Below are 14,241 nucleotides of genomic sequence, written 5' to 3'. Positions count from 1 at the left end.
TCGGGACTTACACCCGTTAGAGCGCGCCCATGGCGCGCAAACAAAGAAAAGGGATGCATTACGCATCCCTGACAGCTCTATATGGCAAAATCAAACAGGCTGATCTGGTTGGACTCCGGCAGGTTCCCCAGCAGGTTCAGGGTATCCATCAAATCCACCACGGTCTTGGAAACCTTCGTCCTCTGCCTGAAATCATCCTTGGAAAGGAACGGGCCGTCCTTGGCCGCTTCCACAATGGCATCCGCGGCCTTTTCACCCAGGCCGTCAATGCTGCTTAAGGAGGGCATTATCTTATCCCCCACCACCTGGAAGCTGCGGGACTGGGCGGAAAAAATATCAATCGGCACGAATTCAAAGCCTCTTGCGTACATTTCCTGCACCACCTTCATATCCCTGGCCGCATCCTGCTCCTTCTTGGAAAGGGTGTCCGCCCTTCTCTTATAGTCGGCCATCATTGACTCCAGATGCTTCTGCCCCTGGCACATCAGCTCATAGGAAAAAGCGGATGCGCGGATGCTGAAAAAGGCGGCATAATAAGCCAGCGGATAATTTACCTTACAATAGGCGATACGCCATGCCATCATAACGTAGGCCGCCGCATGGGCCTTGGGGAACATGTACTTGATTTTTTTACAGGACCATATGTACCAGTCGGGCACATTTGCCGCCAGCATGGCTTCTTCCATTTCCGGCTTCAGGCCCTTGCCCTTACGGACGCTCTCCATGATGGTGAACGCCAGACTGCTTTCCACGCCCATTTCAATGAGGTAGAGCATGATATCGTCACGGGTGCAGATAGCGGTGGAAATGGTTGCCTTTCCCTCCTTGATAAGGGTCTGGGCATTGCCCAGCCATACGTCCGTACCATGCGCCAGCCCTGCGATACGCACCAGATCCGAAAAGGAGGTGGGATGTGTATCCAGAAGCATCTGCATGGCGAATTCCGTACCGAACTCAGGGATTCCCAGCGCGCCCAGCGGACAGCCGTCTATCTCTTCCGGGGTCACCCCCAGTGCATTGGTATTCTGGAACAGGCTCATTACCTGGGGATCGTCCAGCGGGATCTTGGTAGGATCGATGCCCGTTAAATCCTGAAGCATACGGATCATGGTAGGATCATCGTGTCCCAGAATGTCCAGCTTCAGCAGGTTATGGTCAATGGAATGGTAATCAAAATGTGTGGTTACCGTATCCGTCGTCATATCATTGGCCGGATGCTGCACCGGCGTGAAGGAGTTGATCTCCTCCCCCAAAGGAAGCACGATAATACCGCCGGGATGCTGTCCCGTACTTCTGCGGATTCCCGTACAGCCTGCCACAATACGGTTGATTTCACAGGTACGCTTCTTGCTTCCTCTCTCTTCATAATAATTCTTCACATAACCAAAGGCCGTCTTATCCGCCAGGGTTCCGATAGTGCCCGCACGGAAGGTCTGGCCCGCGCCGAAAATAACTTCGGTATATTTATGCGCCTTACTTTGGTACTCACCGGAAAAGTTCAGGTCGATATCCGGCTCCTTGTCACCCTTGAAGCCAAGGAAGGTTTCAAAGGGGATGTCGAATCCGTCTTTTTTCAGGGGTTCGCCGCATACCGGACAGTATTTGTCCGGCATATCGCAGCCCGCCTTGCCTGTATAGGCCTTCACATCCGGGGAGTCAAAATCATTGTAATGGCATTTCATGCAGTAATAATGGGGACTCAGGGCGTTTACCTCCGTAATTCCCGCCATGTTCGCCACAAAAGAGGAACCTACGGAACCACGCGAACCTACCAGATAGCCGTCCTCCACAGATTTCCATACCAGCTTCTGGGCGATGATATACATAACCGCGAAGCCGTTCTTGATAATGGAATTCAGCTCCTTTTCCAGCCTCTGTTCTACGATGGGAGGAAGCTTTTCGCCATACATTTCATGCGCCTTGTTATAACAGATTTCCGTCAGCGTCTTATCACTGTCCGCAATGACCGGAGGACATTTATCCGGGCGCACCGGAGATATAGTCTCTATCTGATCCGCAATCAGGTTGGTGTTGGTAATGACCACCTCCTCCGCCTTATCACTTCCCAGATACTGGAACTCCTCCAGCATTTCCTCGGTCGTGCGCAGATAAAGCGGCGCCTGTTCGTCGGAATCCTTAAAGCCCTTGCCCGCCATGATAATCCGGCGGTAGACCTCATCTCCGGGATCCAGGAAATGTACGTCGCAGGTAGCTACCACCGGCTTATTATACTGCTCTCCCAGCGCCACAATCCGTTTGTTCACATCCTGGATGTCCTCAATGGAATTGATATTCCGTATCTTTTCCTCGTTAATCATGAACTTGTTGTTGCCGGTGGGCTGGATTTCCAGATAATCATAGAAATTCACGATCCTGGCAATATCCGCATCGCTCCTGTCGTCCAGAAGCGCACGGTACAGCTCGCCAGCTTCACAGGCGCTTCCCAGTATCAGCCCCTCTCTGTGTGCAAGCAGCAGGCTCTTTGGGATTCTGGGCCTTTTGGCATAATAGGTAAGATGGGATTCCGAAATCAGTTTGTACAGGTTCACCCTCCCCGTATTGTTTTTGGCCAGGATAATCGCATGATAGGTAGGCAGCCTTTTTACGATATCAGGGTTGGAGTCTCCCAGGGCATTCACCTTTTCCAGGGTATCCTTCCCGTCCTTAAGCAGCATATCCGTAAACTTAACAAAAATCTGGGCGGTTGCCTCCGCGTCATCTACGGCGCGATGATGGTTTTCCAGGGAAATCCCCAGCGTTTTGGATACCGCGTCCAGCGTATGCTTTGCCTGATGGGGCAGCAGCACCCTGGCAATTCCCACGGTATCCACATAAGTGAAATCAAAGGGAAGCTGCTGCCTCTGGGCATTTTCCCTGATAAAGCTGATATCAAAGCTGGCATTGTGCGCCACCAGCACGGTCCCCTCGCAGAAGCTTAAAAACTCCGGCAGCACCTTTTCAATGACCGGAGCATCCATCACCATTTCATCATTGATGCTGGTAAGCTTCTCTATTTCAAAGGGGATGGGCACCTGGGGATTGACAAAGGAGGAAAAACGGTCCGTAATCTCTCCATTGATCACCTTTACCGCGCCGATTTCAATGATCCGGTTTTTGATGGGGGAAAAGCCCGTGGTTTCAATATCGAATACCACATAGCTGCCCTCCAGGGGCTGCCCCTTTCCGTCGGTGACGATTTCCTTTAAATCATCCACCAGATAGGCCTCCACGCCATAAATTACCTTAAAAAAATCATTCTTGTCCGGATTGGGATCCCCCGCGTCCTTCCTTTTTCCCTTCTCCGCCTTCCATAAATCATCAATTAAGTGGTTGGCGTCCGGGAAGGACTGCACCACGCCGTGATCCGTAATGGCAATGGCGGGATGGCCCCACTGATACGCCCGCTTCACGATATCCTTGGCTTCGGATACCCCGTCCATATCGCTCATTTTGGTATGGCAGTGCAGCTCCACACGCTTGCGGACGCTGTGATCCATACGGCCGTGGGTAAAATCACTGATTTTCTTCACGCCGACGATGGAACCGATGGTCAGCTCCCCGTCGAACTTATCTATCATGGTAATTCCCTTGATTTTCACGAATACACCGGGCTTGATGCCCTCACAGATTTCCTCCACCTGTTCGTTTTTGGCAAACATCTTAATCGTCATGGTATCGGAAAAGTCCGTGACATCAAAAATAAGGATGGTTCTTTCATTCTTGATTTCCCGCTTGTCCAGATTCAGGATTTTGCCGCGGATGGCCACCTCTCCTATTTCACCTACAATATCCTCAATGGACATGGCCTCGTCATCAAAATCCCGGCCATAGATCACATCCGGATTATCGGAACGCTTCGCGGACTTGAAAAAATCGCCGTCTCCCTTAAATTTGCCTTTCCCGCGGCCGAAGCCGCCGGACTTTTTGCCCATAAACTTTTTGCCCTCCAGCGCAGCGCCGGGACGCACTGTCCCTCCTTCAAAGGGCGCGCCTCCATCTTTGGGCTTTTGTCCTGACTCCGCTTTTGCAGTTTCCTTTGCAGCGCCTGCAAGATAAGCTTCATATGCAGGATCAACTGCCTGCTTCTGTGCTCCTCCCTCTGCATTCCCGCTTTGCCCGGCCTGCATTTCCGGCCGCGGCGCGGGCATCTCTCCGCCGTTTTCATAGCCCTTATTTCCGGTATACCTGGCTGCAATTTCCGCCACCCTGCGGGCGATAAAAATATCATCCTCTTCCTTGAACCTCCCGGTTCTTGCCTCCCTGTATTCCACAAATACATTGACAGGCAGGCCGCAGCGTTCGAAAAAAACCTTCTCCAGGATGCGGGTCAGCTCATCGCTTTTGGTCCGCGCCAGCACGGTATCCTCTATACGCAGGTTGAGCCTGCCCTCCTCAGGGAAGGAAAGCTCCGCATTTTTAAACATACTGTAAAGAAGATGGCTGTATTCCTGCAGCTCAAGCAATATGCTGTCCCGGTAAATTTCCATGAGCTTTTCCGGGTTATACTGGGAAGAGAGGCGGTACTTTTCATGAATTTTTATGGTGATATTGCAGCCGGCAAACAGCTGCTTCTTAATTTCACCTTCCACCGTAAAAATATCATCCTTCTGTATCAGCCGCTCACTGCTTAAATAAATGCGCACAAAATCCTTCTGTTTTGTTGCTGTGACGCGTTCAATCTGCGTCTGCTCAAACAGGCTTTTCAGCTTACCATCCAGTTTTAATCCGGGAAATACATCAAAAAAAGCCTTAGCCATTTATTCCTCCCAATGCAGCAGCTCCTCACGGAGAACATTCAAAAGCTCCGCCTCCGGTACCTTACGTATAATTTCACCCTTCTTAATCAGCAGGCCTTCCCCGATTCCGCCCGCGATTCCGATATCCGCTTCCTTTGCTTCCCCGGGGCCGTTCACCGCACAGCCCATGACGGCTACCTTAACGCCGTCTAAGGGGATATCCGCCACCATGGCTTCCACCTGGTTGGCAAGGCCTATCAGATCTATTTTGGTCCTGCCGCAGGTAGGGCAGCTCACCACCTCAATGCCGCCCTTTCTCAGCCCCAGTGTGCGAAGCAGCAGCTTTGCGGTGCGAACCTCTTCCACCGGGTCCCCGGTGAGGGATACGCGGATGGTATCCCCGATGCCTTCATAAAGGATAATTCCCATGCCGATGGAGGATTTGATATTGCCGCTCCAGAGAGTACCGGCTTCCGTGATTCCCACGTGCAGCGGATAATCGGTCTTGCTTGCCAGTACCTCGTGCGCACGGACGCACATGAGCACGTCCGAGGATTTAATGCTGATTACCAGGTTATGATAATCCAGATCCTCAATCATTTTCACCTTGTCAAGGGCGCTTTCCACAATCCCTTCGGCCGTAACGCCGCCGTACTTTTCCACCAGCTGTTTTTCCAGGGAACCGCTGTTGACGCCCACACGGATGGGGATATTCCTTTCCTTTGCCACCTTTACAACAGCCGCCACATTTTCCGGGCCGCCGATGTTTCCGGGATTGATGCGTATTTTATCCGCGCCGTTTTCCATGGCGGCAATCGCCATCTTATAGTCAAAATGAATGTCCGCCACAAGAGGGATATGAATCCTCTTTTTAATCTCGCCGATTGCCCTGGCCGCCTCCATATTGGGCACCGTGCTGCGGATAATATCGCAGCCTGCCGCCTCCAGGCGCAGTATCTGGGCAACGGTGGCTTCCACATCCTCCGTTCTTGTATTGGTCATGGACTGAATCAGGATCGGATTACCGCCGCCGATAACCCTGTCCCCTATTTTCACTTCTCTGGTATGCTCTCTGTACATGTTTCCTTCCCCTCCTGTTTAATTTAGAAGTCCCTTCTGTGTCAGGAAATCCCTGGCGATATCCTTCTCGTCCTTTCCTTCCACTTCCACCTGATAATTCATTTCCCGCATTTCATCATCGGAAATCTGGCCCGTGAGCTTCTCCAGCGTATCCGCAAGCCCCGGATATTTCTCCAGCGTATCGTTTCTCACAACAGTGCCCGCATAGTAGGTGGCAAACAGGCTTTTATCATCCTGCAGCAGCAATACATCCGCAGCCGCCAGCTGGGCGTCCGTAGTGAAGGCATTGGTCACGTCGATTTCCTGATTGGCCATGGCCTGGTATTTCAGGGCAATATCCACATCCACGGTACCCTTGAATTCCATGCCATAGGCTTCGCAGATCATGGGATAGCCGTCCTCTCTTTCCATATAATCCGGGTTGCCGCCAAAAATCAGGTTCCCGGAAGCCGCGGCCAGATCGCTGAAGGTCTTCAGCCCGTATTCTTCGGCCGCTTCCTTTCTTACCGCAAGCACATAGGAATTCTGGAAGCCGTACAGGCCGCTCCAGTGAAGTCCCATCTCCTGGTATTCCTTCTGCAGGTTTTCATATAAAACGTCGGGATCATCCTCTTTTTCATGCTTCAGCACCGTCAGCCATGCGGTTCCCGTGTATTCCGGATACAGGTCAAAATCACCCTTCAGCAGGGCCGGCTGGATATTGGTGGTTCCGCCGCCGATTCCCTTGGTGATTTCCACCTTAACTCCCAGATCGTGCTCTATCAGCTGCCCCAGGATTTCTGTCAGGATATACTGCTCCGTCATGGGCTTGGAGGCGATCTTAATGGGTTCCTTTGATTTGCCGCAGCCTGCAAAGACGCCTGCTGCCAGAACCGCAGCCAGTATGACCACGATGGTTCTCCTCTTGATTTTAATATTCATTTTCTTCCTCTCTTCCTACCGCTCCGACATCAGCTTTTTCACAAAGTCCGTTGCCGGATGCTCTCTGATTTCCTCCGGCGTGCCGTCCTGGATAATCCTTCCTGCATCCATTACAACAATCCGTGTTCCCAGGCGAAGCGCCTCATCTATATCATGGGTGACAAAAACAATCGTCTCCCCCTGCTGCCTGTGTATTTTCCCAATCTCCTCCTGAAGCCTGCGGCGTGTGATCTCATCCACCGCGCCGAAGGGTTCGTCCATCAGCAGGATTTCCGGCGAATTCATAAGCGCCCTGGCAATCCCCACTCGCTGCTTCTGCCCTCCGGAAAGCTCGTCCGGATAACGCCTGCGTATCTCCTCCGGCAGCTCCACCAGCTGCAGAAGCTGCGTGACCCTGTTCTGTATGGCTTTACTGTCCTTTTTACGTGACAAATCGGCCACATAGGAAATATTTTTCTCTATCGTCAAATGGGGAAACAGTCCTGTTTCCTGCACCACATATCCCAGATTCCTGCGCAGGGCTGTCAAATCTGTCCGCGACAGATCGTTTCCGTTTACCACCACGCTTCCTTCCTTTGGCCTGAGCAGGCCGTTCATCAGCTTCAGCGCAGTGGTCTTGCCGCAGCCGGAGGTGCCGATGAGCATGACAAATTCCCCCCGGGCGATTTCCAGGTTAAAATGCATCAGCACATCCTTGTTACCGTAAGCCGCCGTAATGTTCTTCAGCGATATCACACTCATGCGCCCTGCTCCCTTCTTTTTCTCGCCGTCTCGCCCCAGGGTATCTTCTTCTCCAGCAGATAAATCAGCCTGTCGGATATCAGGGCGACCAGCGCGATCAAAATACTGCCCGCATAGGTCATTGCCGCATTATTCGTTGTAATTCCCCGGTATATGGCGACTCCCAGGCCGCCGGCCCCGATATAGGAGGCAATACCGCTTAAGGATATGGTCATCACCACCATGCTCCGTACCCCGGCCAATATCACCGGCAGGGCCAGCGGCAGCTTTACCCGGAACAGAACCTGTCCCCTTGTGCTTCCCATTCCCGTCGCCACCTCCGTCAGGAAGGGCTGGATGGTGCTGATCCCGGTATAGGTATTGCGCACAATCGGAAGCAGTCCGTAGATACTGAGTGCAATGATTGCCGTCTTATCCCCGATTCCCGTAAAAGGAATCAGAAAGCCCAGCATGGAAATCGAGGGGATAGTGTACAGCACATTGATCACATTCATGATAATCTGCGCCGGTTTTCTGTATTCACTGATGATGACGCCGATGACAAGCCCCAGAACAAGGGATACCGTCACCGAAATGCCCGCGATGCGGATATGCTGTAAAATGAGTTCCGCAAAAAATGAGCTGCGTTCCGCATACAGCCTGAATATTTCCTGTATCATACCGTTTTCTCTCCCATCCAATCTCATTTATTATACCCTCACAGACTACTTTTGGCAACCGGAAGCGGTTTCCTTTTATTCGGAATGTTGTATCTATTTTCTATTAAAAAGCAACAATGCAGGCAGAAAAAAAGTCCTGCGGCCAACCCTTCCGGGTATTCTGCCGCAGGGACTTATTTTTTTCAACTATTCCTCCGCCTTCAGTTCAAACTGTATGGCACGGAATTCTCCGGATACGGAAGGTATGGAAATTCCCGCATTCATGAGGGCGCTGCCGCTGATTACCCGGCCGTCCTCCAGCCTGTATTTTGCAGACGCATCCAGGCCTTTCAGCTTTACAAATATCGGTTTATTGTTCGCCCTGACATGGGTGATCACCAGATTAAACAATGCCTGCTTCTTATCCGCGGAAACAAAGGACCAGGCCACGAACTCTTTTCCGTCTCCGGGTGCGTTCAGGCGGTAGTAATCTCCCTGATGCACCAGCTCATAATATTTCTTATAGTCGGCAACCTGCTTCTTTACCTGCTCCTTTTCTTCTTCAGGAAGCGTGTTCAGATCCAGTTCATAGCCGAAGCTGCCCGCCATGGCGACCACGCCTCTGGTGGCAAAGGGCGTAATTCTGCCTGTCTGGTGGTTCGGGCATGCGGATACATGGGAGCCCACTGCGCCGACAGGATACAGGAAGGAGGTGCCATACTGGATATCCAGCCGCTCAATGGCATCCGTATCATCGCTGCACCAGATCTGGGGAGAATAATACAGCATAGCTGCGTCAAACCTTCCTCCTCCGCCGCTGCAGCCTTCAATCATCAGATCCGGGAACGCTGCCGTCAGCCTTTCCAGCAGTTCATATACGCCCAGCATGCAGCGGTGATAAACCTCACCCTGTTTTTCCTTCGGCAGCGAAGCGCTGTAAATGTCACACATGCTGCGGTTCATATCCCATTTCACATAATCGATGTGCGCATGGGAAAGGATGTCCGACATTCTTTCAAACAGATAATCCCGGACCTCCTGTCTTGACATATCCAGCACCAGCTGGAAACGGCTGCGGTTGGGCTTTCTGCCCGGAATCTGAAGCGCCCAGTCCGGATGCGCCCTGTACAGATCGCTGTCCTCCGAAATCATCTCCGGCTCAAACCAGAGGCCGAATTTCATGCCCATGGCATTGACCTTTTCCGAAAGGCTGGAAAGGTTGGCCGGCAGCTTCTCTAGGTTCACATACCAGTCGCCGAGGCCGGAGTTGTCATCGTTTCGCTTTCCAAACCAGCCGTCATCCAGGACCAGCATCTCTATGCCCAGGTCGGCCGCCTGCGATGCGATCTTCAAAATCTTCTCTTCGTCAAAATTGAAATATGTGGCTTCCCAGTTATTAATCAGGATGGGGCGTCTTGCATATTTATATTTTCCTCTGCAGATATGGTCGCTGATGATTCTGTGGAAATTATGGGACAGCTGCGTAAAACCGCTGCCTGAATAGCTCATAATCACCTGCGGTGTTTCAAAAGTCTCTCCCGGCTCCAGGCGGAAGCAGAAATTCTCAGGATGAATTCCCATTACCACCCGGGTCTGTCCCATCTGATCCACCTCTGCGCCTGCCAGGAAATTGCTGCTGTACACAAAAGCCATTCCGTAGCAGTCTCCCGCATCCTCAGTCGTCTGCGGCGTACAAAGTATCAGTGAAGGATTATGGTGGTGGCTGGAGGTTCCTCTCCTGCTTCCCACGGAAACGGTGCCATGGCAGAGAGGCGTACGCTCCATCTGGCGTTCCATGGCATGTCTGCCGTGGAAATGGATCATCTCCCACTCCCCGAAGCCCATGTCCAGGCATACGGACAGCATTTTTTCAAGAGAAATGGTCCCTTTTGCAGTATTGCGAAGCTCCGCCGCACGGGTAATCACGTCTTCCTTCTCAAAAACACCGTATTTAAGAACCAGCTCCAGACCGGTAGCCGTATCCTTCATCAAAATGGTCAGCGTGCTGCTCTCGCCGTTCTCATCATACACTGCGGGCATTCCTGTCACTTTATAAGCCCCTGCCGTAATCTCATGGGAAACATAACGGAAATCAGCAGCTCTTGTGCCGTCCGGATTCACCACCTCAATACAGGAGGTACGGTAATCGCCCACGCCGGCCGAAGGATATTCCTGCGGCTGGATATCCAGTGAAAAGGTTCTGTCGCTTCCCGCTTCATACGGGTTGCCTGAGAACCCGGAATCCGAACTCCACAGCAGATAATCCATCGTGCTGCCTTCCACCTTCCTGCCATAATAAAGGTGCTGTAAAATGTTGTATCTGCCCACCATCATCTGGTAGGTGCTTCCCGCTGTCTGCAGGGTGAAAATTTGGGTGGCTTCATTATAAGTTATTGCCATGTTCAAGGTCTCCTTCCCGATATATCCAATTAACTCCATCATATGAAAACAGGCTCCCCCTGTCAATCCTTTCCTGTTAGCTCTACCTGTCAATTTGTCTTATGTTTTGTTCAGGGGCTGTCCTGATTTTCCCCTGTACAGGAAAAGGCAAACCGGTACCGGGCCTCCTGTCCATTCTTTCCGGCCATAACCTCCACCTGCAGATTTTCTTCAGCCCGGATTAATTCCCAGGGAATTTCAACGAATACCGGGCCGGATGCTTCATAAACAGCGCCCGTCCGGATTAACAGCTTACGCATATCCTCATCTCTGACCGACATACCTCCAATCGCCGGCTGCGTTTCCCTTGCCTGCGCCCTGTCCGCCGGCATTTCCCATCCCAAAAGTGCGGCGGCCGTCAGTCCTGCCGCGAAGCCCATACAAAGCCCCTTTCTTTTTTCGGCACGCAGGATGTTCTTTCCCTTATTCTTACAGCGCGGCTCCTTAATGACCCGGCGCCTTTCCGGTTTCCGGTCCTGGATACGGCGACAGCTGCCTTTGCTGTCTTCTGACAGCTTTTCTTTTATTTCTATGCTTTCCTTCAATATTACTTCCCTTCTTTCCGTCCAAACCCGCTTCCTTTTTCCGTAATATGCCGGTTCTATGCCAATCCTGAACAGACATGTCTATTGATACCATGGGAATCCGCCCTTACCCGGGCAAAGAATAAAAAGATAAGATAGATGTTAGAAAGCAGACCTTACGGCTGCGTATTTGTTATTATACCACAGTCTTTTCCTATTCAAAAGACCGTTAATCATAAAATTTCTGTTAACTGTAAGCTGAAAGGGGCATCCCTCTATCGAGGAACGCCCCTTCTGCTGCTATATGTGCAGTTTTCCCGCATCCGGCTTTTCGCAAAGCCAATAAAAAAACTGTTACGGATTGGCCATATGAAATTTTCCCACCATTATCTGGTTTTCCTGCTCTCCATTATTTTCCGGATACGCGCTTCCATATCCGTTACAACGCTTCTGTATTCCCATGCAACATTCTCTCTTTGCCCTATATCGTAGTCCATATTATAAAGCTGGGGATCATGGGACAGGCCCGTTTCGATCCGCACCTGCTTCATATAAGGAGAACCTTCACTGGGGGAAAGGTAGGTCCAATTGCCGCTGCGTAACATTTTGCCGCACGTAACATCTTCTACCAACAGCTCTTTCCTTCCGACAGGATCCTTGCCGACAAGCGCTGCGTACTGATCCTGACTGTCGATGGCCGCATCATCCGGCAGCTCCATACCCAGCATATCTGCGAAGGATGCAAACAGATCCACCTGGCTTATCAGCGCATGTGTAACACCTTTATGTTCCAGTCCCGGCCAGCTTACGATAAAAGGTATTCTGCTGCCGCCGTCAAACTTGCTGTACTTACCGCCGCGTAAGGGACCTGTCGGTTTATGCGTGCCGTTTAATTCATAAGCTCCGTCCAGATAGCCGTCATCCAGTACCGGACCGTTATCACTGGAGAACACGATCATCGTATCTTCCAGAATACCCAGCCGCTGCAGCTCTTTGTACAATTCGCCGACACACCAGTCCATTTCCACAATCACATCCCCACGGGGTCCCAGTTCTGTTGCACCACGGAAACGCTCGGAAGGCACACGCGGAACATGAGGCTGGTGCAGCGCATAATAGAGGAAGAAAGGCTGTTCTTTTTTCTGGGTGTCATCAATAAATTTAATCACTCTGTTCAAGAAGGTCTCTGCAAGGTCTTCATCTCTCCAAAGCGCTTTTTTACCGCCGCGCATGTAACCAATTCTGCCGATACCTCCTATAATGCTCATATCATGGCCATGGGAAGAACGCATATTCAACAGTTCCGGATTCTTATAATATGTGGGGATATCATCAAACACACATTCTTCATCATATGTTACCTCTATCGGATCCTCCGGTTCAAGATTCACGACTCTGCGTCCTTCTATATAAACGCAGGGTACACGATCTGCGGTTGCCGGAAAAATAAAGGATTCATCAAAGCCTAAATCAATCGGGGTCAGGTTGATATCCTGATTCCAGTCGATAGGCGCATTGCCGTCACTCAATCCCAAATGCCATTTGCCTACAATACCGGTGTGATACCCCGCGCGTTTAAACATAGCAGGCAAAGTATCCACGCCCTGCTCTATGATGCACTGTGCGTCACCGGGCAGGATATGAGCCCTGTCATTTCGGAACGGATAGCGTCCGGTGAGAATGCTGTAGCGGGCCGGCGTGCAGACTGCAGATGTAGAATACGCATCTGTAAACCTAAGGCCATCGGCACAAAGCCGATCCAGATTCGGCGTCTCAATCTGATGGGTTCCATAACAGCCCAAATCACCGAAGCCCAGATCATCCGCATATACGATAATAACATTACGTGGGGCACGTTTTATACTCATTTTGTCCTCTTTTCATATCAGGAGACAGAGCGCCTTCTTATCAGCATGTCCTCTGTCTCCTGCAGCCTTCATTTACTGCTAATTATATATTTACATTTGTGACAGTCCGTCAGAATGGCTCATTGACTGTTCCGGCCTGACAGACACTGTGTCCATTTTACGAATAAACAACTTTTCTTTCCTTCTGGGCAACCGCTATGTATGTTTTTCCTTCGTTCAGCTGGATTTCATTTCCGGCGTCATCAAAATATCTGGTAGGGCCGTAATCCGTGGTCTTCTGCCAGGTAATATGGATACATTTTCCCTTGGTAAAGTAATAGCCGTCCTCTGTGGTATCATAATTATAGAATGCAAGATATCCCTTCGCATCCAGAGTCATCCACTTGGAATTCTGTACAATGACATTGGCAAATGCCAGCTGCTGCCCGTTTACCGCATCCTTATGTGCCTTTCCATGGATGGTCTTATAATACAGGCCGTCCGCCGCATTGTAGGTAAATCCGGTCTTGGTATAAGGGAATACATTGGACAGGTTGATCTTGTTGGCAGTCTGCGCTGCGGCGCCATACTGTGCAAGCGTATTTACGCCCGCTGCAAAGTTAAAGTGCTTGGGGCTGTAATACTGCGGCCTGAGCGCCAGGGAATAGCCCAGCTGTGTACAGGCATTGGTAATTCCGCTGCCGCTGATGTAAGCGTTATGGGGCGCTTTTCTGTCGTTGCTTCTGAAGAATGCATTCGCTCCGGGCGCATTTCCGCCAGTGCCATATTCATAGGTCCCGGAAAGGTTGTTGATATCAGGCATGCTGATACGGTCTTTCATATACCATACACCGCCGAAATGAACCAGAATAGGATCCCATTCCGTGGCAATCGGAATATAGTAAGCACGGCAGCTTCTGATATTTCCGATTCTGGAAAGTCCCTGCCAATCATCAATGATTGCCAGCTGACGGGAAATATCCCCTTCTTCCATTACTTCATAAAGCACCTTCGCATGGCTGATACCGTAGGACGGCTGCGCCGCCTGATCTGTGGGCATCATAATGGCAATCGGCCTGGAAGCGGCCTGTGCGGCAGGAACCCATTCATTGGTATATACGCTTCTTACATAACCTGCCGGCCCTTCCTCCGCATTTACTTCGGCCGCCGGCGCCGCTGCAGCCACACAGAGCACCGCTGCCAGAAGTGCTGACAGGGTCTTAATTTTTTTCCTAATCATCTTTTACCTCCTTTTTCCCCTTTCAAATTAAAACCTGTCCCAAAAACAGGTATGATTCTATAGTACTCACTTCTG

General features: G+C 51.1%; 9 protein-coding genes. All 9 read right to left on the bottom strand.

Annotated elements, in window-relative coordinates; translation table 11 throughout:
• Window positions 1–77: 77 nt before the first annotated feature.
• The 9 genes from DXC51_RS28530 to DXC51_RS28490 all read right to left on the bottom strand — a co-directional run bounded on the left by DXC51_RS28530 (window position 78) and on the right by DXC51_RS28490 (window position 14,166).
• Complete coding sequence (locus tag DXC51_RS28530; RefSeq protein WP_021635667.1) at window positions 78–4,757, bottom strand: PolC-type DNA polymerase III; 4,680 nt, start codon at window positions 4,755–4,757, stop codon at window positions 78–80.
• Window positions 4,758–5,816 (bottom strand): flavodoxin-dependent (E)-4-hydroxy-3-methylbut-2-enyl-diphosphate synthase, encoded by a 1,059-nt coding sequence (gene ispG, locus DXC51_RS28525; protein ID WP_021635666.1) that lies wholly within the window; start codon window positions 5,814–5,816, stop codon window positions 4,758–4,760.
• Window positions 5,817–5,834: 18 nt separating this feature from the next.
• Entirely contained in the window at window positions 5,835–6,737 is a 903-nt protein-coding gene (locus DXC51_RS28520) for a glycine betaine ABC transporter substrate-binding protein (RefSeq protein WP_021635665.1), read from the bottom strand.
• Window positions 6,738–6,752: 15 nt separating this feature from the next.
• On the bottom strand, window positions 6,753–7,478 hold the full coding sequence (locus tag DXC51_RS28515; protein WP_021635664.1) for an ATP-binding cassette domain-containing protein: 726 nt from the start codon (window positions 7,476–7,478) through the stop codon (window positions 6,753–6,755).
• Window positions 7,475–8,137 carry an ABC transporter permease gene (locus tag DXC51_RS28510; RefSeq protein ID WP_025491094.1) on the bottom strand — a complete coding sequence of 221 codons (663 nt, stop codon included), beginning with the start codon at window positions 8,135–8,137 and terminating at the stop codon, window positions 7,475–7,477. Before DXC51_RS28510 ends, DXC51_RS28515 begins: the two co-directional genes overlap by 4 nt.
• Window positions 8,138–8,323: 186 nt before the next feature.
• The gene (locus tag DXC51_RS28505; RefSeq protein ID WP_035321629.1) at window positions 8,324–10,516 is read right to left on the bottom strand and encodes an alpha-galactosidase; all 2,193 of its coding nucleotides are present in this window, start codon (window positions 10,514–10,516) and stop codon (window positions 8,324–8,326) included.
• A 110-nt stretch (window positions 10,517–10,626) separates the two neighbouring features.
• Window positions 10,627–11,100 carry a hypothetical protein gene (locus tag DXC51_RS28500; RefSeq protein WP_021635661.1) on the bottom strand — a complete coding sequence of 158 codons (474 nt, stop codon included), beginning with the start codon at window positions 11,098–11,100 and terminating at the stop codon, window positions 10,627–10,629.
• 365 nt (window positions 11,101–11,465) lie between these two features.
• Window positions 11,466–12,947, bottom strand: coding sequence for a sulfatase family protein (locus DXC51_RS28495; protein ID WP_021635660.1), 1,482 nt, complete (start codon window positions 12,945–12,947; stop codon window positions 11,466–11,468).
• Between the two features lie 157 nt (window positions 12,948–13,104).
• The gene (locus DXC51_RS28490) at window positions 13,105–14,166 is read right to left on the bottom strand and encodes a DUF3048 domain-containing protein (RefSeq protein ID WP_021635658.1); all 1,062 of its coding nucleotides are present in this window, start codon (window positions 14,164–14,166) and stop codon (window positions 13,105–13,107) included.
• Window positions 14,167–14,241: the final 75 nt, after the last annotated feature.

Source organism: Eisenbergiella massiliensis (genome assembly GCF_003435485.1).
The sequence above is the reverse complement of the archived record's forward strand: the minus strand, read 5'-3'. Positions and strand labels throughout refer to the sequence as shown.

Bases quoted from the DNA above. Each gene is read 5' to 3' on its own strand.
- DXC51_RS28505 (WP_035321629.1), bottom strand. From the start codon at position 10,516: ATGGCAATAACTTATAATGAAGCCACCCAAATTTTCACCCTGCAGACA.
- DXC51_RS28520 (WP_021635665.1), bottom strand. From the start codon at position 6,737: ATGAATATTAAAATCAAGAGGAGAACCATCGTGGTCATACTGGCTGCG.
- DXC51_RS28515 (WP_021635664.1), bottom strand. From the start codon at position 7,478: ATGAGTGTGATATCGCTGAAGAACATTACGGCGGCTTACGGTAACAAG.
- DXC51_RS28495 (WP_021635660.1), bottom strand. From the start codon at position 12,947: ATGAGTATAAAACGTGCCCCACGTAATGTTATTATCGTATATGCGGAT.
- DXC51_RS28530 (WP_021635667.1), bottom strand. From the start codon at position 4,757: ATGGCTAAGGCTTTTTTTGATGTATTTCCCGGATTAAAACTGGATGGT.
- ispG (WP_021635666.1), bottom strand. From the start codon at position 5,816: ATGTACAGAGAGCATACCAGAGAAGTGAAAATAGGGGACAGGGTTATC.
- DXC51_RS28490 (WP_021635658.1), bottom strand. From the start codon at position 14,166: ATGATTAGGAAAAAAATTAAGACCCTGTCAGCACTTCTGGCAGCGGTG.
- DXC51_RS28510 (WP_025491094.1), bottom strand. From the start codon at position 8,137: ATGATACAGGAAATATTCAGGCTGTATGCGGAACGCAGCTCATTTTTT.